The sequence below is a fragment of the Bradyrhizobium sp. LB14.3 genome (assembly GCF_040547985.1).
GTDB lineage: Bacteria > Pseudomonadota > Alphaproteobacteria > Rhizobiales > Xanthobacteraceae > Bradyrhizobium.
Genome location: NZ_JBEPQT010000010.1, coordinates 196,604 through 215,812, shown reverse-complemented (window position 1 = coordinate 215,812; position 19,209 = coordinate 196,604). Strand labels below are relative to the sequence as shown.

15 protein-coding genes are annotated in these 19,209 nt (G+C 58.7%); 13 read left to right on the top strand and 2 right to left on the bottom strand.

Annotation, left to right across the window (positions count from 1 at the left end):
• Positions 1-84: 84 nt before the first annotated feature.
• The 10 genes from ABIB00_RS20510 to ABIB00_RS20465 all read left to right on the top strand — a co-directional run bounded on the left by ABIB00_RS20510 (position 85) and on the right by ABIB00_RS20465 (position 12,071).
• The gene (locus tag ABIB00_RS20510; protein WP_247774396.1) at positions 85-864 is read left to right on the top strand and encodes an ABC transporter permease; all 780 of its coding nucleotides are present in this window, start codon (positions 85-87) and stop codon (positions 862-864) included.
• Position 865: 1 nt separating this feature from the next.
• On the top strand, positions 866-2,584 hold the full coding sequence (locus tag ABIB00_RS20505) for a dipeptide ABC transporter ATP-binding protein (protein ID WP_354105618.1): 1,719 nt from the start codon (positions 866-868) through the stop codon (positions 2,582-2,584).
• Positions 2,585-3,350: 766 nt separating this feature from the next.
• Positions 3,351-4,736, top strand: a complete 1,386-nt coding sequence (locus ABIB00_RS20500; RefSeq protein ID WP_354105617.1) for an extracellular solute-binding protein — start codon at positions 3,351-3,353, stop codon at positions 4,734-4,736.
• Positions 4,737-4,818: 82 nt separating this feature from the next.
• Complete coding sequence (locus tag ABIB00_RS20495) at positions 4,819-5,754, top strand: carbohydrate ABC transporter permease (RefSeq protein ID WP_354105616.1); 936 nt, start codon at positions 4,819-4,821, stop codon at positions 5,752-5,754.
• A 10-nt stretch (positions 5,755-5,764) separates the two neighbouring features.
• Entirely contained in the window at positions 5,765-6,625 is an 861-nt protein-coding gene (locus tag ABIB00_RS20490) for a carbohydrate ABC transporter permease (RefSeq protein ID WP_354105615.1), read from the top strand.
• Positions 6,622-7,563: a ribokinase gene (locus tag ABIB00_RS20485; RefSeq protein WP_354105614.1), complete on the top strand. Its 942-nt coding sequence runs from the start codon at positions 6,622-6,624 to the stop codon at positions 7,561-7,563. The genes ABIB00_RS20490 and ABIB00_RS20485 overlap by 4 nt, the downstream gene beginning before the upstream one ends.
• Entirely contained in the window at positions 7,560-8,330 is a 771-nt protein-coding gene (locus ABIB00_RS20480) for an SDR family NAD(P)-dependent oxidoreductase (protein ID WP_026233437.1), read from the top strand. The genes ABIB00_RS20485 and ABIB00_RS20480 overlap by 4 nt, the downstream gene beginning before the upstream one ends.
• On the top strand, positions 8,323-9,150 hold the full coding sequence (locus ABIB00_RS20475; protein WP_354105613.1) for an HAD-IIA family hydrolase: 828 nt from the start codon (positions 8,323-8,325) through the stop codon (positions 9,148-9,150). The genes ABIB00_RS20480 and ABIB00_RS20475 overlap by 8 nt, the downstream gene beginning before the upstream one ends.
• Positions 9,150-10,262, top strand: coding sequence for an ABC transporter ATP-binding protein (locus ABIB00_RS20470; protein ID WP_354105612.1), 1,113 nt, complete (start codon positions 9,150-9,152; stop codon positions 10,260-10,262). Before ABIB00_RS20475 ends, ABIB00_RS20470 begins: the two co-directional genes overlap by 1 nt.
• A 33-nt stretch (positions 10,263-10,295) precedes the next feature.
• A complete protein-coding gene (locus ABIB00_RS20465; RefSeq protein WP_018457744.1) occupies positions 10,296-12,071 on the top strand; it encodes a phosphoenolpyruvate hydrolase family protein in 1,776 nt (591 codons plus the stop codon).
• Here ABIB00_RS20465 and ABIB00_RS20460 read toward each other — a convergent pair.
• Positions 12,046-12,720, bottom strand: coding sequence for a hypothetical protein (locus tag ABIB00_RS20460; protein ID WP_354105611.1), 675 nt, complete (start codon positions 12,718-12,720; stop codon positions 12,046-12,048). The genes ABIB00_RS20465 and ABIB00_RS20460 overlap by 26 nt on opposite strands.
• Before the next feature lie 1,089 nt (positions 12,721-13,809).
• On the opposite strand from ABIB00_RS20460, the gene ABIB00_RS20455 reads away from it, so the two are divergent.
• From ABIB00_RS20455 to ABIB00_RS20445, 3 genes are all read left to right on the top strand, one after another.
• The gene (locus ABIB00_RS20455; RefSeq protein ID WP_354105610.1) at positions 13,810-14,961 is read left to right on the top strand and encodes a hypothetical protein; all 1,152 of its coding nucleotides are present in this window, start codon (positions 13,810-13,812) and stop codon (positions 14,959-14,961) included.
• 10 nt (positions 14,962-14,971) lie between these two features.
• The gene (gene araD1 / locus ABIB00_RS20450) at positions 14,972-15,964 is read left to right on the top strand and encodes an AraD1 family protein (protein WP_247410757.1); all 993 of its coding nucleotides are present in this window, start codon (positions 14,972-14,974) and stop codon (positions 15,962-15,964) included.
• Between the two features lie 226 nt (positions 15,965-16,190).
• A complete protein-coding gene (locus ABIB00_RS20445) occupies positions 16,191-17,543 on the top strand; it encodes an aminotransferase-like domain-containing protein (protein WP_354105609.1) in 1,353 nt (450 codons plus the stop codon).
• Positions 17,544-17,601: 58 nt separating this feature from the next.
• Here the strand turns inward: ABIB00_RS20445 and ABIB00_RS20440 are convergent, their stop codons facing one another.
• Positions 17,602-19,047 (bottom strand): aldehyde dehydrogenase family protein, encoded by a 1,446-nt coding sequence (locus ABIB00_RS20440; protein WP_354105608.1) that lies wholly within the window; start codon positions 19,045-19,047, stop codon positions 17,602-17,604.
• Positions 19,048-19,209 lie beyond the last annotated feature (162 nt).

The following is a 19,209-nucleotide window of genomic DNA, read 5'->3' as shown; positions in this document are numbered from 1 at the left end:
TCTGCCGCGCTACCAGACGTCCTCAAATCTCACTATTGGAAGGAAGCACTTTCAACGGCACAGGCAATTCCTTTGCGGGTTTGCTTGGCCATAACCATCGTTACCTTCTTCTTAACAGCGGCGGCCGCGCCCTGGCTGCTACAGACCCATGATCCGCTGGCGATTGACCTGACGTCCTCACTACAGGCCCCGTCGCCCAGCCACTGGCTGGGGACTGATCAGTCCGGTCGCGATTTATACTCCCGCATTGTTGAAGGGGCAGGGCAGTCCCTGACCATCGGTCTTGGCGCGACCGCGTTGAGCGTGTCAATTGCACTCGTTCTGGGGTTCGCCGCCGGTCTTTGCGGCGGAGCCATCGATAATGTTCTCAGCCGTTTGCTCGACGCACTTTTCGCGCTACCGGTGCTTTTCCTTGCGCTTCTGTTCGTGGCCGTTTTCGGCACGACTGTGCTGACGTTGGTCATCGCGGTCGGGATCGGAACGGCCCCGGGTTATGCCCGGATGATCAGGGGGCAGGTCCTGTCTGTTAAGGGCGCAGGATATGTGGAGGCAGCCAAGGCGCTTGGACACCCTTATTGGCGTATCGTGCGAAGGCACATCCTCCCGAATGCCATGAACCCGTTGACCGCGATGATCACGCTTGGCGTCGGCCAGGCCATCATCTGGGCATCTGGCGTTGCGTTTCTGGGACTCGGTGTTCCCCCTCCAGCCCCTGAATGGGGGGCGCTCCTGAATGCTGGCCGCAACTACGTGATCTATGCGTGGTGGCTCGAGATCATGCCGGGTCTGGCAGTGGTGATCTTTGCTCTCAGCGTGACGGTGATCGGACGTTATCTGCAGAACCGCCTCGAAGGAAAGGGCTGACATGTTGCATGTTCTTCCTCCCCAGCCTCCTCAGCCAAGTCTTCTCAAAGTAGATTCGCTGCGCGTGTCATTCGGACGCGACGATCCAAGCGGCACGGCCGTGCGTGGCGTGTCGTTCTCGCTTCGACCGGGGCGTTGCCTCGCGATCGTCGGCGAATCCGGCTCGGGCAAGAGCGTAACCGCGCGCGCTCTCGTCGGGCTTGCGGGCCATGGCGCACATGTTCATGCGCACGAGATGAACTTCACAGGGACAGACCTGACTGACCTCAATGAACGTTCATGGCGGCTCATCCGGGGCAAGAAGATCGGCTTCGTGCTGCAGGACGCCCTTCTCTCGCTCGATCCACTCCGTCAGGTCGGCAGAGAAATCGGCGAGGGCCTCCTTCTCCATCGTGCTGTCCACTCCCGTGAGGAACTCAAACGCCGCGTGGTTGAGCTGCTCGAACTCGTTGGGGTTCCTGAGCCTGAGATCAAAGCCCGGCAGCTGCCGCATCAATTGTCCGGTGGCCAACGCCAGCGAGCCCTCATTGCGTCGGCGCTCGCACTCGATCCAGACCTCTTGATCGCCGATGAGCCAACCACCGCGCTCGACGTGACCGTGCAGGCACAGGTGCTGGCGCTGCTGGAGGAAACCAAGGCACGGGGCAAGGCTCTGATCCTGATCAGCCATGACCTGGCGGTGGTCTCGCGCATGGCGGATGATGTTCTGGTCATGCGCGAAGGCGAGGTCGTCGAGCGTGGACCAGCTGCGCAGATCTTCGGCGACCCGCAACACGATTACACCTCGCAGCTCCTGAACGCGGTACCCTCGGGACGTCCCCGCGGCTCCCGTTTGTCGTCCACGGCGATTGCACGGCTACCCAAGTCTCTGAGCCCGCTGCAACAACAACCCTCGCCTAAATCCACTGCAATCATCCTCAGTGCGACCAATCTTGTGAAGCGATTCAACGGCCCTGATGGCGTCCCGCGGACGGTGGTTGACGGTGTGTCCTTCGAGCTTCGGTCAGGCGAAACACTGGGCCTTGTAGGGGAATCAGGATCAGGTAAATCCACCACAGCCCGCCTGGCGATGGCTCTGGATACTCCCGACGAGGGAGCCGTCCTGTTCCAGGGAGAGGCGTGGAGCGAAATCGCCGAACGCAAGCGTAGGGCGCGACGCCGCTCGATCTCCGTGATCTATCAAGATCCGCTCAGCTCCTTTGATCCACGCTGGACCGTCGGCCGCATCATATCTGACAGCCTCCTTGATGTGGACACCGGGTCGGAGCGTCGCCTGCGCATTATTGAGCTGCTCGAGTCGGTGGGCCTATCGCCAGCATTCCTGGATCGCCGGCCACTGGAGCTCTCGGGCGGCCAGCGCCAACGCGTCGCGATCGCGCGTGCGATCGCGCCAAAGCCAGCTGTGATCGTCTGCGATGAACCGGTTTCCGCTCTGGACGTCTCGATCCAGGCGCAGGTGCTCGATCTGCTCGGGGATCTCAAGGCGCAGCTCGGTATGAGCTATCTCTTCATCTCGCACGATCTCGGCGTGATTCGCCATCTCAGCGACCGTGTCATGGTCATGCGCCATGGACGTGTCGTCGAGAGTGGCGATACGGATGAGGTTTTCCTCAATCCACGGGCGGACTATACCAAGCGTCTGATTGCTGCGGTACCTCGCCTCGTCCGACCAGTCGCAACCGATCGCTCCTCGAGCCTCGTCAGCGGAGAGGTCGCATGAATGCGCCAGTACTTTCGGTTAGGTTTAGCGTGGATTGGGGACCAATAGACTGCCCGCCGAGACCGATGTCCCGCCAATCCCATCGGGGCTGCTGATACCTCTTGCTTGCAAACGGATCGGAGGATCCGTCTCAACCAATAGACGAGACCCCTCCTGATATGGTTGAGCCGGCTCATTGAAGGCGAGTATGCGGGCGGTCCAAGCCGCACAAGCTTCTCTAGAGTCTATGTTGCTTGCTGATTGCCATGCACGACGATCTGTCCGGGCATCTCACGACTTCTCCACCTGTGACGGGATGGAGTAGGTGCAGACTCATTTGAGCGCTTTCTCCTGACACGATTGCCGTGCAGCGCGGCGACCGCTTCAACGCGAATATTGCTGCGCCCATACCACTTGGCTGCACTAACGCCCATCATATCGCCGCTTGGATCGCGCTCCAGAAGCCGTATATCGTATACGGCAACGGAGCACCGATCCCGATGCGCGCCCTGTGCGCCTTAGTGCTGTTCGTCTCGAACTGGGGTATAAACGCAGCCATCACAGCGCTCGCCAGGCTGTGGCGTCAACCGGGGCCCATTCCAAACTCCGCTTCTTCCAATTGATACTTTCCCAATCGCCCGACTTTTTGACTTACCCAACCTTACCCAATCCGAGCCTCAAAGGCCGCTTTCGTTGGATGCGCGAAGATTAGCCTCGGCAACGCCGCGGCCGCTTGAAGAGGAGGGGGCGCGTGGTTTGCGGGCCAAAGAGCCCATCGGAGGGAATCATGCCAAGGACGCTCGCCGCTTTGCGCGGCCATACGGCTAGTTTTGCAAAAAAAGCTCTCATCTGCTCCACGCTTTTGGCCGGAACGGCCATGGCGTTTTCCCAAGCTAAGGCGGACGACATCAACTGGCGCCAGTTCGAAGGCACGTCGATCGTCTGGGCCTACGACATTCATCCGTATGCCGACGCGGTCGCGGCCCAGTTGCCGGAATTCGAGAAACTCACCGGCATCAAGGTGACGCCCGAACTCTATCCCGACGATGCCTATTGGAATAAGCTGACCATCCAGCTCAGTACAAAATCCCGCAGCTGGGACGTGGTGGGCACGGGCATTCAACCGGCCTGGGATCTCGCACCGGGCCAGTTGCTCGAGCCGCTCGATCAGTATCTGAACGACGCTAAGCTCACGGCCGCGGGCTACGACTACAAGGATTTCTTCCCTGCATTGCGGGATGCGCTGACCTGGAAAGTCAAGGAAGGCCAAATCGAGCCGGGAAGCGGGCAGGTGTGGGCGATCCCGCATGGCTTTGAGAACATCCAGCTGTTCTACCGTAAGGACATACTTGCCAAATACGGCATCGGGGTCCCAACGACCCCGCCAGAGATGTCCGCCGCCTGCGATAAGCTGAAGGCTGCGGATCCCGCCATCACCCCTTTGGGCGTGCGCGGCGTGCGCTTTTGGAGCAGCATCCACACAGCTGCCATCTCGATTGCCAGGTCCTATGGCGTGCATGATTTCGTCGTCCAGGAAGGCAAGTTGGAGACAGGGCTGGATTCGCCCGAGTCGATCGCCTTCCACAAAGACTATGTGGACATGATCAAGAAATGCGCGGCGCCGTCCTTTGCCAATGACAACTGGTACCAGGTCGTTGATGGCATCAATTCAGGGCGCACCGCGATGGCGATTGATTCTAATATGTTCGGGTTTTGGAACGACGTGGCTGGCAAGCCCGCGTCCGGCAAAATCGCGTTCGCACCCCCATTGCACGCTCCGACTAGCAAGAACTTCGAGTCGAATATCTGGATCTGGTCGCTTGCGATGAACGCTGCGTCCCAGAAAAAAGGAGCCGCCTGGCTGTTCATCCAATGGGCGACATCGAAGCAAGTCGAGCTGAACGGCGCCATCGCCGGCAAGCTCGTCAACTCTCCGCGCGCCTCGACCTGGAGCGACAAGGCCTGGCTCGACTATGCGGCAAAGCCAGAGTTCAACAATTTCGTAGACACGTTTAAAACCGTGCAGGAACGGGCGCAACTCGCCTTCACAGCCCGCGTCGGCTTTGCCGAAGCAATGAACGCATGGGCCGTAGCCATGCAGAAAATGGTCAACGGAGCCGACGTGAAGGCGACGCTGGCCGCCCTTGCCTCGGAAATCCGTTCGTCAATGTGAAACAAATGGGGCGGCGAGCTCATCGCCGCCCCATGCATTTTAGAGATAGACCGAGATGGACCTTCGAGGATCCGACGGGCTCGTGACGCTGCAGTCTTCAGCTAGCCCACTTGTTGCGTCAAACGATAAGGCGGTCGCGCGCGCCGAGCAGTCGCATCTTGACTGGTGGAGCATCGCAGCCATAGCGCCAGCGATCACCATATTGCTCGGCTTTCTTTTTCTGTTCTTCTATGGCGTCTTTCAGTCGCTGACGGATCTCAAGTTCGGTCGGCCGCTGGTCCACTTCGTCGGCCTCAACAACTATGCAGCGCTGATCAAGTCGGATGATTTCTGGAACAGCATTCGGGCCACTCTTGTCTACGCCGGATCGGCGGTGGTTGCGGAGGCTGCCTTCGGTCTTGCACTTGCACAATTGTTCGCGACCGAAGTCATCGTTGCACGGCTGATGCGGCCGGTCATCCTCTTGCCCCTCGTGCTGCCTCCGATGAGCGTAGCGCTCATGTGGACGACGATGATGGACCCGCAAAGCGGGATCCTTAACTATCTGCTCTCGCTTGCAGGAATCGCCCGCTTTGCATGGATTTCAGATCCCAACACCGCAATGTTCTCGCTCGTCCTGATTGACGTCTGGACCTACACGCCATTCTTTGCGCTGATCATTTTCGCAGGCCTTCAGGGTATCAATGAAGAAGTGAGGGAGGCCGCGCGTGTCAATGGCGCAAAAGGGTGGGCAACCTTTGTGCATATCGAGTTGCCGCTGATCGCTCCCTACATTCTGATCGCCGCGGTGTTTCGGCTGATCGAATCGCTCAATCAGTTCGACATCATTTTTGGCACTACCCAAGGCGGGCCTGGAGATAGCACCTCCGTTCTTTCCGTGCGTGCCTACATTATCGCATTCCAGAATCTCGCCTTCGGGCGTGGTGCAGCCCTCATGGTCGTCAACTGGATGATTGTGCTGGTGGGAACGTTCGCCATGGTCAAGCTGTGGCGCGTCGTGCGGCAGCGCGTCAGCTGAGGGCCAACGTATGCGACTGAAACGCGCCGCCTCCGTCAATTTGATCCTGAACCTGCTCGTCGGCATTTGCGCATTGATTCTCGCCTTCCCGCTTGTCTGGATCGTGATGATGTCGCTCAAGCAGCAGGCAGAGGTCATGACCTGGCCGCCGACCTTCTTGTTCTCGCCGACATTGGAAAACTTTCGCGTCTTGTTTGACGTCGCCCAAGCCGGAGCAACCAGCTACGGCACTATCAAGATCGATTTCCTGACCCCGATCACGAACAGCGTCGTCATAGCGCTTGGCTCTGTCTTCGTGTCCCTGCTCGTGGGGGTCCCTGCCGGCTACGTGCTGGCAAGGCGGGACATTCCCCTCAAAGAAGACATTGCCTTCTTCATTCTGGGCTTCCGCTTTGCCCCGGTCCTACTGGTCGTCATCCCCCTGTTCAGCGTTTTCCAGACGATTGGCCTGTATGACACCTATATCGGCATGATCTGGGTCTACCAGGTCGTCACACTGCCGATGATCGTTTGGCTGAGCCGCTCCTATATCGAAGATATCCCAAAGGACATCGAAGAGGCGGCTGCCATGGATGGCGCCAAGCCGGTCAGGGTCGTGTTGCACATCGTGCTGCCGCTTTTGAAACCCGGTCTGATAGGGGCCTCTCTGCTCATCTTCCTGCTCGCGTGGCACAATTTTGCCCTCGGCCTGATCCTCTCTTCGACCAAGGCGCCGGTAACCGTCGCTCTGCTCAAGCTGCTAAACCCGGGCGTGCAATTCTATCCCGTCATGGCGGCAGGATTGGTCGTGACGATGATCATTCCCGTGATCCTGATCGTCATCGGCCAGCGCCACCTGGAGCGTGGCCTTACCTTTGGTGCTGTAAAATGAGTGCCAGGCCGTTGATGTTCTTCGGAACGACAAACCTCGATCTCTGCTTCAATGTCGAGCGGCTGCCAACGCCAGGTGAAAGCCTGATGGGAACGCTGACCCGTCACCCTGGAGGGAAAGGCGCCAATCAGGCTGTGGCCGCGGCTCGGCTTGGCTTGAGACCGCACTTTTACACGCGCCTTGGCGATGATGATGCGGGTCATTGGCTCCTGCAGTCCCTGACAGAGGCCGGCGTTTGCGCCGACGCGATCAAAATCGCGCCGGGCGAAGTCTCCGGCTCGGCTCTGGTCATGGTCGGTGACGACGGCACTAACATGATTGTCATAGATCCCGGCGCCAACCTAAACGTCACGCCACAGATGATTGAGAACGCCGCGGAATTCATTCAGCACAATGCGATCGTGGTCGCCGAAATGGGTATGCCGGTCGGAGCGCTCAACAGGCTCTTCGAGCTGAAGCGGGACAAGGGATTCGAGCTGATCTTCAATCCGGCGCCAGTGAGGTCCGGGCTTCCGTCGACAGCGTGGAGCTGTGTCGATTTCGTCACACCGAACCAGACAGAGGCGTTTGAGCTGACAGGTATCGAGGTCGACGACTTTAAAGGTGCCGCCCACGCTGCGTCCAAGCTTCTTGATCTCGGGCCAGGTGCCGCGCTGATCACCCTCGGGGCACAGGGCGCCTATTATGCTGATAAGACCCGCTCTTTTGCCCTGCGAGCCTTTCCCGTGAGAGCGGTCGATACTACCGCCGCAGGCGATGCCTTCAACGGAGCATTCGCCGCATCACTGGCCGAACGGCTGCCCTTGAGAGAAGCAGTTAGGAAAGCGCTGGCGGTAGCCGCGCTCTGTGTGACTAGACGCGGCGCGCAAAGCTCCATGCCGAGCGCCGAGACCGTTGACGAGTTTCTGAAATCCCAAACGATCCTGGAGTTGGAATGACCGAACAGTTCTCAGTTTCAAACAGAACGGTGCTCGTGACCGGTGCCGGGGGCGGCATCGGGTCTGCCATCGTGAATGCGTTTCGATCTGGTGGAGCGAATGTCCTTGCCACCGATGCCAACCTGGAAACTCTCAGGAGCACTCTGGCAAGCCTGCCCCATGGCAATGGCGTACTACCGATGGCGATGGATGTCGCAAGCGAGGACGATGTTAACAGGGTTCTGGACGCGGTCGCCAAGCACTTTGGCCGGCTCGATGTGCTGGTTAACAATGCGGGCGTCAAATCTGCCCAACCGCTCCTGAATGGCGATGCGGACAAAATCGAGCGGACCATACAGATCAACTCGGTCGCGGTCCTGCGCTGCTCAAAGCTCGCGATCGAGCGCTTCATGAAGGACAAAGGGGGCCGGATCGTCAATATCGGATCCTCGCTATCGTCCCAAGGTGCAGTCTTTAACTACCAGGCGGGCGGCGCCGACTATTGTTTGTCGAAAGCAATTGTTCACGACCTCACCAAGCTGCTCGCCTATGAATGTGCCCCACACAAGATCAATGTGAATGCCATTGCGCCCGGGATCATCGATACACCGATGCATGGGCGCCCGCGCGAGGAAACCGAGGCACGTCACGGGGGCCGTATCCCGCTCGGACGGGTCGGCGTGCCGGAGGATATCGCAGGTCTTGCTGTTTTTCTTGCAAGTCCTGCAGCTTCCTACATGACCGGGCAGATCGTACACGTGAATGGCGGGATGCTGATGAATGGCTAGTGTCGCTTCTCCCCCCATTTGGCCGCCAGTGGACGGTATCATTTCGGATCTCGACGGCGTCGTCTACCGCGGCAACGCGGCTATCGTCGATTCCGTGGAGGCATTTGGACGGTGGCAGGCAGCCGGATTGCCCATCTGCTTCGTGACGAACAACTCGACGCACACGCCAGCAGATGTCGTCAGCAAACTGGAAGGCCTTGGGCTTGTTATTGCGCCGAAGGACGTGGTCACCAGCGCCATCACCGCCGCCGAGCTCATCCGCGCTACATACCCGGAGTTTGGGCGTATTTTCGTCATCGGCGCGCCATCCCTTACGAAAGCCATGACAGACGCGGGGCTCGAGGTGACGGATCGAAAGCCCGACGCCGTGGTCATGGGGCTCGATCGACAAATTACGCATGAGAAGCTGCGGATTGCGGTCGACGCGATCCTAAATGGAGCAGCCTTTATTGGCACCAACCCCGACCTCCTGTTGCCGACCGCAGGTGGATTCGAGCCCGGGGCAGGAGCTACGATCGCCGCCGTGGCTGCCGCCACGAAAGTGGAGCCTTTGATTGTTGGTAAGCCGGAGCCGCATATGATCGAGACTGCACTTTCCCGCCTGGGCACGGTACGCAGCGCCACCTTGATGATCGGAGACCAGATTCAGACTGATATTCAGGCTGGCAAGAGAGCAGGGCTTCCGACCGTGCTGGTCACGACCGGCGTGCCGCCCCGAGATGATCCCTCACTGGTATCGCCCGATTTCATCGTGTCCAGCCTGTCTGAGGTTGGGATAGCCCGAGCCACCATTGGAAGCCAGCGACCGAGGAGAGCGTGATGGCCGATGTTCGCCTGGAAGGTATCAATAAGGCCTATGGGACGATCCAAATCCTGCGGAATGTCGACCTGATCATTGAACATGGCGAATTCGTCGTGTTCGTTGGACCATCGGGTTCAGGCAAGTCGACACTGCTCCGAATGATCGGAGGGCTCGAGCGTATCAGCGGCGGGCGGCTCTTGATCGACAATGAAGTCGTCAATGACGTTGATGCCGCCGACCGAAACATCGGCATGGTGTTTCAGAGCTACGCACTCTATCCGCACATGACCGTGCGCGAGAACCTTGCCTTCCCCCTGCGTATGGCCAACGTTCCGAAGGCCGGGATTGAGGCCAGGGTCACCGAGACCGCATCACTCTTGCAGATCGATCATCTGCTGGGACGCAAGCCTCGGCAACTGTCAGGCGGACAAAGGCAACGCGTGGCTATTGGGCGTGCCATTGTACGCGAACCCAAAGTGTTCCTGTTCGACGAGCCGCTGTCGAATCTCGATACTGAGTTGCGGGTGCAGATGCGGGTGCAGATTGCCAAGTTACACAAGCAGCTTGGCAACACCATGATCTACGTGACCCACGATCAGGTCGAGGCAATGACAATGGCCGACAAGATCGTCGTACTCAAGGACGGCAACATCGAGCAAGTGGGCAGTCCGCACGACCTCTATCACAATCCGGCATCTCGCTTTGTCGCCGGGTTCATCGGCTCGCCTAAGATGAACTTTCTCAGCGGCCACATCGAATCAGCGCACGCGACGGGCATGGGCGTCAAGCTCGATGCAGGCGCGACAATCCTCGTCCCCGTCCAGCCGAACCAGTCGCTTGTCGGCAAGCCGATCACGGTCGGAATTCGCCCCGATGATTTCTCTCCATCCGCGGCGGAGAAGACTGATATTGGGATCGAGATCGACGTCGATTTCGTCGAGCATCTTGGCAGCGTCACCTACATCTACGGCAATGCTGGCAGAGAATCGATGGTTGCCAAGGCACCGAACGCGGCGGCGCCCAGTAGGTCCGGCAAGGTTCGTCTTGCGGCTTCGCCGGCGGACTGCCACCTCTTCATGATGAACGGAAATGCGTTGCGACGGTTGCATGCGCCGGCAAATTGGAGCTAGCCTTCCGACCTGCCCTGCAGGAGGCGGGACGGCATGCACACGCGGGTGGACCAGGTCAAGGGCGGCGGGATCAGGCGGTTCTTCCGGAACTCTCGTTCTTTTGTACTCGGGGCGGGGATCGGATCAGGCATGGCCGCCAGAGCTGCCGAGCGGGCGGGCGCGGATTTTGTGCTTGCGCTCAATGCTGGCCGGTTTCGCGCAATGGGTGGCTCTTCACCTGCTTCAATTCTTCCGATCCGCAACAGCAACGAATTCGTGGCTGGCTTCGGTCGGACCGAGATCCTGCCTTCAACGAAATTGCCAGTCTTTTTCGGGGCCTGTACCTTCGATCCAAAGCTCGACATCGACCGCTTTCTCGAGCGCATCATCAGCTGGGGCTTTTCCGGGGTCACCAACTTTCCTTCCGTGATCCACATCGATGACTACAGAAGATCTCTGCTGGAAAAGTCCGGCCTTGGCTACGAGCGGGAAATCGAACTCCTGGTCAAAGCTGCACAACACGGCCTGATGGCAATCGGCTATACGCGCACCCAGCCCGAGGCAAGGCGCATGGTCGAAGCCGGCGTCGAGGCCATCTGCATCAATTTCAATCTCAACCGGCCGATCGAAAGCGGATGCGACCCCACGATCAGCCTGTCCGAGCTCGCCGCGCGCACAAGCGCTGTTGCTCGCGTCGCTCAATCCATCGACAGGAACACGATCTGCCTGATGGGGGGCGGGCCAATTACGAAGCCTGACGAACTCCTCGATATCTGCCGCGAAACAGGCGTTCAGGGCTTCATCGGCGGCTCGTCGCTCGACCGCGTCCCGTTGGAAATGTCGGTCCTTGAGGTGACTTCAGGCTTCAAGACCATTCACTTGTTGCGGGAGAAGGTCGATCTTCTCGAGCGTCAGCTCCAACTGAGCGGATTCAGGCACGGTGTGATCGCGCAATCCTCAATCATGAAGCGCGTGCTCGAGACCGCAAGGCGCTTGGCAGGCCATCCCAGTCCTGTGCTGGTGTGGGGCGAGGCGGGGTCAGGAAAGCGACGAATAGCCAGTCTGGTCCACGCCTTCAGCGACAAGAAACTGACCAAGCCTGCGCTGTTTCAATGTCGGCCCGGCCCAGCCATCGATACGGTCGGCGTCCTGTTCGGCGCCGGGCAGACTGAGACCAGGCGACGCCAAGTGTCGCTCCTGGAAACCGCAACGGATTCTACGATCCTGCTCATGCATGTCGATCAATTGTCCCGGGACGGGCAAGAGCGTCTTGCCGACTATCTGGAAACCGGCAGTTTCACGCCGCTGAATAGCGTAGCACTGGCACGTTCCTCTGCACGGATCATTGCAACTGCAACCGTTGCTCGCGGGGGGGCTCTTAACGCTGTACTATGCCCTCGGCTTGTTGCGCTATTTGCCGGGCTAGATATTGGGTTACCCCCGCTGCCCGATCGTCTCGAGGACCTTCCGCAACTTGTTCAGCATTTCACGGTGGAGGCTAAAGGAGATTCGAATGCCCAGACGCTCGGTATAGAAAATTCTGCGTTCTTGGCGCTCGCAGGCCACAACTGGCCGGGCAATTTGAGAGAACTACGCCAGATCGTGAATCAGCTGGTGACGTTGCAACAAACGCACATTACGGCTGATGTCCTGAGGCCACTCTTGACGGCGTCATCACCTCTGAAGCCGACAAGCGCGTTCTCCGAACGCGAGTGGATCATCGAGGGCTTGAAACGAAACAAGCTGCATCGAGGGAAGACTGCCCGGTATCTGGGGCTTTCAAGAAAAACTCTGTACAACAAGATCAAGGGGCTGAGGATCTTGGAGTAGCAGTTGCCCTCTTGTTTTTGCCCACCGGCCGCCTTGAAGCTGTCACGTCTAAGAGCCCGAACTTCGGGATCGACGACCCCTGTTGGTCAAGCCTGGCCAATTCCATCTCGTCGCAAATCCTCAGCGCGAGAGCCGTTTCCGGCAAGTAGACAATGCCATGGAGATGCGGACCAAGTCGTCTCTCTGCCGATATCATCGCAGCATCATCGGCAGCGGCGAACAAGATCTTAAACCCCAGGCTAGCAAACCATTCCAGGCGCCGAAGTTCGAGCTCCTGGCCGGAATCGACCGGTTCGCCAGCCGCAGATCGCTCAATCATGGAGGCTGGTGGGAACTTTACTACTCCGCTGACCCCAGCTTTTTTCAACGCTTCGGCAACGTCCTCCCAACACGCGAACGGATCGATCATCATGATGGCCGCGTACGTGTGGGCGCGCGTTATCTCGGAAACGTTTTGCAAGCCGCGCAGCAGACAGTCATTCCAATCGATAATGGGCAAGGTAGCCATCACGAGTATGGAGCCCTTCGGAAGGCTGCGCAAAGATGGTGCGTAGATTTCCAACGGCGCACCTTTACGGCCGACGGGCAGAAGACTGGCAAGTTTCCCGACGCCTGTCACTTTCAACGCATTATACCCGATTTTACTCATCGTATCATTCGCCGATCTTACACGTGATTTGAACCCGGTCTACATGTGAGCGCACGCCGGATCCGCTGGCAGACCGGGCTTGTCTGCTTCCTCCCTCGACTTAAGCCGCTGTTGGAGAAGTCCAGCAGCGGCCTCTTTTTCAGGTTCCGGGCCAGTGAGGGCATGCGATGCCACACATTCCGTCAGAAGCTTTCCGAGCAGGCGTGCTTTTTTGAACTGCGGGGGACCATCTTCGAAGCACTCGCAGGAGTGTGGCTCCATCCGGTCCTTCCGCGGACATACTAATCAGATTGCAGGTAAAAGCAGGTCGGCATTCTGCGTGCGACACCCGATAAGTCTGTACGGCGCGGCGATCTCCTCCTAGTCGAAGTCCTCGATCCCGGACACAACTAGGACGGCGATGGAGAAGCACGCAGACTTTCTTGGTGCTCAAGATAGAACTTGTTCATCTTGGCTATGACCTGCGGAATGTTCGTCTCGAACGATCTACTGAAGCTGGTCTCTCATGTCGGCCGAGGCGCTCGCAGGCTCGACGCACCTGCAGGTCTTCGTTCCAATGCTCGTTGATATCTGCTCAGCCTCCACGCGCGTCAGTCTCGGAAGGGTGATCTTCGGCATGTCCGGCCTCCTCTTAGGCACGACAGAGGGTTGTACCAATTATAGAGCTCTTGCCGGGTGGCGCCGCCCGATCTTCGTACATTCCGACCGCGAAGCGTCCGGCCAGATCGTAGCCGAAACTTGTTGGGCGTTGCGTTAGCCTTGTGAGGACGAATTCGCGCGGCTCCTGCAGGGGGAACGTTCGCAGTATCCGAGGCCGATGCCCGTTGCGACTCGGACCGATAGCCGGTCGCGAGTGGCCATGTGAGCGCCGTTTAGGACAGCGATCGAGACCGTCGCACCAATCGTGACCGACGAGCAATTTGGCAAGCAAGTGCGGGCTAGTCGGGCGACCATAAGAGGGCAATGCCCCGATGTCAACCAAGAGAGCTGAACCAATCTGCGATTGATATATCTCAATAATCGTGCGACCCTTGCCATGTGTATGGAGCGGCCACAGAGGCGCCCGATAAACGGCAACAAGGACGTGAGATGACTAGGAACTGGGATGAAGCGATCGAGCGCGTCAAAGATCGCATTCGTTCGACAGCGCAGCAGGTGGGCGATAGTTTCCCGCATTGGGCTGATCCAAATACCGGAATCTGGAAAACGACAGCTCATGGTGATTGGACCGGCGGCTACTGGCTCGGAATGTTGTGGCTTGCGTCGCGAGACGAGGAAGGCGAGCGCTACAAGCATTTGGCTGACGAAGTCTGTAAGCGTCTCGTATCCCGCGTAAATGCCGACACAGCCTTCAAGGCTGCGACGTTCTACTACGGTGCCGGCCTGGGGGCGCTGCTCGGAGGAAGCAAGTCAGCGCGAGAGTTGGGTCTCGCGGCGGCAAGAGACATCAAACATCGATTCGACCCCAAGCTGGGTTTGGTGCCGCTCGGAGCGAATGCCGAAGAAGGATCACATGTTGGAGCGACCGCAAGCAGCATCGATAGCTTGGTCGTATCTCTGCTGCTCTTTTGGGCTGCAAGGGAGTCGAACGACAGCCAAATGCTGGACGTCGCCGCCAAACATACAGCCCGGGTTCTCTCAATCCATCAACGAGAAGATGGTGCCTTCGTTCAATCCTCTTCCCTAGACGTGCAGAGTGGCGAAGTGCTTCAACGCTATACGCACAAGGGATACAGCGAAAGCAGCGTTTGGGCGAGGGCGCAGGCATGGGGCGTGCTGGGTGCGACCATCAGTTGCCTCTCGGGAGGCATCGACGAGCGCTTCCTTGCTGCCGCAGTCAAGGGTGCGGATTGGTGGATTGATCACGTGCCAGCCGATGGCATTTCTTACTGGGACTTCAACGATCCTGCGGCCCCGAATACTGAACGAGACACAGCCGCGAGCGCCTTCATGGCGTCTACTCTGTTCAAGCTGAGTTCGGTCGCGCCCTGTGAAGGCAAGCGTCAAAAATACAAAGATGCTGCGGAAAAGACGGCCGCCGCTCTCGTCGATGGCTATCTCACCCCGTTGGGAGACGATGACATCAGACCCGTCGGCATGTTGGTCGAGGGCTGCTTCAACAAACGGGAAGATTCTCGGCCCGAGGACTACGTCAAAAATGCCGAGCTTATCTTCGGTAGCTATTATTTGTTTGAGGCGCTGCTGATGCTCAGCGGTCGCCTGCAGCCCTCTGAGGTGTAAGGAACGCGAGATGCGACTAGTTCAATTTGTGACGCCGGAAGGCCGTCGGCAGGTGGGCGCCATTCTCAACGATGGTGCCCAGCCGGTGGTCGTCAAAGATGCGACGAGCGTCCGCGAGCTTGCGCTGGAAGCCGCGCGCTCGGATGCGTCCTTGGAACAACTTATTTCGGCACGGGGGGGTGAGGGAGAAGTCGATTATGACGAAATTGTTGCCGAGAAGAGGTTGCTTCTGCCGCTCGATCATGCGGAGCCGTCCCGCTGCACCATTTCCGTGACGGGCCTAACGCATCTCGGAAGCGCCGAATCTCGAGATGCCATGCACGCAAAATTAGCAGCAGATGATCTCTCCGACTCGATGCGCATGTTCAAACTCGGTCTTGAAGGTGGCAAGCCGAATCATGGAAGCATCGGGGTGCAGCCCGAGTGGGCATACAAGGGGGATGGTTCGTGGGCGGTGCCTCCTGAGCATCCGCTTAGTTTGCCGGCGTGGGCCGAAGATGGCGGCGATGAAGCAGAGGTCGTGGGCCTCTACGTCATCGGCGACCAAGGGGAGGTCCTGCGTGTGGGCTTCAGCCTCGGCAACGAGTACTCGGATCACGTGATGGAGCAGCAGAACTATCTCTATCTCGCCCATTCAAAATTGCGCGAGTGCTCTTACGGTCCCGAAGCCTTGCTCGGCGAGCTCCCGAGTGACGTAACGGGTACCGTGCGCGTATCGCGGGCCGGTTCAACGATCTGGTCTGACAAATTCATTTCCGGCGAAGACAACATGTCACATACCATCCGCAACCTTGAACATCACCACTTCAAGTATCGCGGTTTCCGTCGGCCGGGTGATGTTCACGTGCATTTCTTCGGCGCGAGCGTTTTGAGCTTCGCCGCCGGGGTCAGGCCGCGCAGCGGTGACGTCTTCGAGGTGGAATCGAAAGCGTTTGGCCGACCATTGCGCAACCCACTTATCGCGGACGAAAAGACGGAGCTCCTTTCGGTCAAGGTACTTTAGGTTTCACAATCGAGGCAGGTCTACCTAAGTGACGCTTGGGTCCTTCATGGAGCGAGTGACCGTGCGGCGAGGCGGCGGTCACTGACCTCTCCTGTATCCGGAGCGCTCCGCCGTCTTTCGACACGTCGGAAATCTGTTGAAAATCAGCGGCTTCTCGCCCAAATTCGTGATTGCGAGCTCGGCCTCGGGAGTTGAAGGTCAAGGTCCTCTAAGATAAGCGGTTGAAATGCAAAAATGGTATCCCGAACTGCGCCCCGGCAAGGCACCCGCTTTTCTCCGTTTACTCGAGGCTATTGAGAAGGACGTTTCGTCCGGGTCGCTTGCTGTCGGGGCGAAACTCCCGACTCAGCGTGACTTGGCGGAGCGCCTCGGTCTCAGCGTCGGCACGGTGATCAAGGCCTACGCAGAGGGGCAACGCAGAAGCCTGCTCGTTGGCCACGTTGGCCGAGGGACGTTTGTTGCAGAACAGCGCCAGAGCGTCCAGTCTCGCGTGCGGGTGATCGACCTGAGCTTGAACATACCAGGCCCCTCGCGGTTGCCGAAAGTGCTCGCAGATAGCAGGTGGACGTTCCCCAGTGACATCTCCGATTATGTCGGCTACCTCTCTCAGTCCGGGGTGATGGATCATCGTAGCCAGTTCGCCAGGCTGTTGCGCGATACCGGCTTCGATACCGGACCTGACAATCTCGTCGTCACGAATGGGGCGCAACACGGGTTCTCGTTGACACTGAGCGCCATTTGTCAGCCGGGTGACAAGGTATTCGTCGAGGCCGCCACTTACCATGGCATGAAATCGTACGCTCATTTCGCCAAGCTTGAGCTGGTCGGGCTTCCAATGGATAGCGAAGGCCTCGTTCCGGAGGCGTTCGACAGAGCGGCGGCTTCGGGCAATGCGCGAGTGCTGTTCACGATGCCCACGGTCCAGAGTTCCACGGCCACAATCATGGGAGCCGCTCGCCGCCAGGAGATTGTGCGAATTGCACGCAAGCACGACATCCTAATCATCGAGGACGATGCCTACGGCTTCTTGGACCAGGCCAGCATTCCTCTCGCCTCGCTGGCTCCGGAGCGGACGTTCTACGTCAATACGCTGTCGAAATGTCTGGCGCCAGGCCTACGCCTGGGCATGCTCGTCGTGCCCGAACAGTATATACCCCGTATCCATCAGGCCATGCGGGCGACCGTTTGGATGGCGTCTCCCATCTCCTCCATGATCGCCTCCGAGTGGATCGAGAACGGCCTTGCCGCCAAGGTGCGTCAGTCGTTGGCACAAGAAGCGAAGAACCGCGTCAAACTCGCTTCACAGATCCTACGGCCGCATATTAGGGCCAACCATCCACCGAGCTTTCACGTCTGGCTGGATTTGCCGAGTGGCGCCGTCGAGCATGTTGCCGCCAGAGCATTGCAACGTGGAGTGATCACCACGCCGTCTTCCGCTCTGCTTGTCGATCCGTCGCTGATCTCGGGATTGCGAATCTCGATCGGCGTGCCGGATCGTATCGAGGATCTCGGGTGGGCCTTGCGGCAATTGGCCGGATCGTTAGAGCCCACCAACGAAGCTGACATGTCCATCATCTGAAACCAGAATGCGCCGAGCGCATTCTGGTTGTGCTGTCTCTTCCGGAAGTGGCACCTGGTCAGATGTTGCCGCCGAAGGAATAGGACGTCTTGACTGTCGTGTAGAACTCGGCGGCATATCTGCCCTGTTCGCGCGGTCCGTAGGACGAACCCTTACGGCCGCCGAACGGAACGTGGTAGTCCACCCCCGCGGTTGGCAGGTTGACCATGATCATCCCCGCTTGAGCATTGCGTTTGAAGTGACTCGCGTACTTCAGACTCGAAGTGCAAATCCCAGACGACAGTCCGAACGGGGTATCGTTTGCGATCTCCAGGGCATTTTCATAGTTACGAGCACGGATCACCGTTGCAACGGGTCCGAATATTTCCTCTCGTGCGATCCGCATTCGATTGTCGACTTCCGCGAAGAGGGCAGGAAATAAATAGAAGCCCGGCATATCTCGACTAAGCAGTTCGCCGCCAGCCACGAGCTTGGCGCCTTCATCCTGGCCTAGACGAATATAGCTGAGATCTTGATCGAGCTGACGCTGATCGACCACCGGGCCAATGTGGGTTCCGGCTCTGCAGGCGTCGTCCACTACAAGGGATTTCATACGTTCTGCCATTGCCGCAACGAAATCGTCGTGGACGCCATCTGTCACGATAAAGCGGGAGGAGGCAGTGCAACGCTGGCCCGTCGAGAAGAAGGCGCTGTTCACTGCACATTCGATGGCGACGTTGAGGTCGGCGTCGTCCAGAACGACCATCGGATTTTTCCCGCCCATCTCAAGCTGAACCTTTTTCATCGGATGAGCCGTCGTACAACTCTGTGCGATATGTTCCCCCGTGGAGGTCGAGCCGGTGAATGAAATCGCGGCAATTTTGATATTCTTCAGCATGGCCTCACCAACGACGGAGCCGCGGCCCATGACGAGGTTGAACACACCTGGCGGAATACCTGCGCGCGAGATGATCTCCGTTAACGCGTGCGCCGATCCTGGCACCAGCTCTGCTGGCTTGAATACGACCGTGTTCCCGCACGCGAGAGCAGGAGCAATCTTCCAGGCAGGGATCGCGACGGGAAAATTCCAGGGCGTGATGAGCCCCACAACGCCCACGGGTTCTCGCGTAATCTCGACGTCCACCCCAGCGCGAACGGACGGCAGCTTCTCGCCTGGGAGACGCAGACATTCACCCGCGAAGAACTGGAAGATCTGTCCTGCACGCGTGACCTCGCCAATCCCCTCTGGAAGGGTCTTACCCTCTTCGCGGGAGAGAAGCCGCCCAAGTTCCTCCTTCCGTGAAAGGATCTCGGCGGCGATCGCATTGAGGCAATCGTGCCGGGTCTGGATGGTTGAATGGGACCAGGCTCGGAAAGCGTCGAATGCCGCGTCAATCGCTCGCTCCACATCGGCTGCCGAAGCTTGCGCAAATTCCCCGACCACGTCGGACGTGTTCGAAGGGTTCACGTTCGGCACTGCGTTTGACGCAGCAAGCCATTCCCCGGCGATGTAATTCAAAGTCATCGATGTCCTCCAAATTAGGTTTGTCGAAAAATGCCATGCGGGCGGATGGCGAATTCATCATCGCTCTACGCGTCAGCGGCGTTGGTACCGGAATTCCCGCGGGACAGTGCTCGACCGCGCCGCAATCCAATTCCACATATATTGGGATATATCAATGCCACA

Coding starts and splice junctions, on each gene's coding strand:
- ABIB00_RS20480 (WP_026233437.1), top strand. CDS start 7,560: ATGACCGAACAGTTCTCAGTTTCAAACAGAACGGTGCTCGTGACCGGT.
- ABIB00_RS20465 (WP_018457744.1), top strand. CDS start 10,296: ATGCACACGCGGGTGGACCAGGTCAAGGGCGGCGGGATCAGGCGGTTC.
- ABIB00_RS20490 (WP_354105615.1), top strand. CDS start 5,765: ATGCGACTGAAACGCGCCGCCTCCGTCAATTTGATCCTGAACCTGCTC.
- ABIB00_RS20470 (WP_354105612.1), top strand. CDS start 9,150: ATGGCCGATGTTCGCCTGGAAGGTATCAATAAGGCCTATGGGACGATC.
- ABIB00_RS20485 (WP_354105614.1), top strand. CDS start 6,622: ATGAGTGCCAGGCCGTTGATGTTCTTCGGAACGACAAACCTCGATCTC.
- ABIB00_RS20455 (WP_354105610.1), top strand. CDS start 13,810: ATGACTAGGAACTGGGATGAAGCGATCGAGCGCGTCAAAGATCGCATT.
- ABIB00_RS20460 (WP_354105611.1), bottom strand. CDS start 12,720: ATGAGTAAAATCGGGTATAATGCGTTGAAAGTGACAGGCGTCGGGAAA.
- ABIB00_RS20440 (WP_354105608.1), bottom strand. CDS start 19,047: ATGACTTTGAATTACATCGCCGGGGAATGGCTTGCTGCGTCAAACGCA.
- ABIB00_RS20475 (WP_354105613.1), top strand. CDS start 8,323: ATGGCTAGTGTCGCTTCTCCCCCCATTTGGCCGCCAGTGGACGGTATC.
- ABIB00_RS20445 (WP_354105609.1), top strand. CDS start 16,191: ATGCAAAAATGGTATCCCGAACTGCGCCCCGGCAAGGCACCCGCTTTT.
- ABIB00_RS20500 (WP_354105617.1), top strand. CDS start 3,351: ATGCCAAGGACGCTCGCCGCTTTGCGCGGCCATACGGCTAGTTTTGCA.
- araD1 (WP_247410757.1), top strand. CDS start 14,972: ATGCGACTAGTTCAATTTGTGACGCCGGAAGGCCGTCGGCAGGTGGGC.
- ABIB00_RS20505 (WP_354105618.1), top strand. CDS start 866: ATGTTGCATGTTCTTCCTCCCCAGCCTCCTCAGCCAAGTCTTCTCAAA.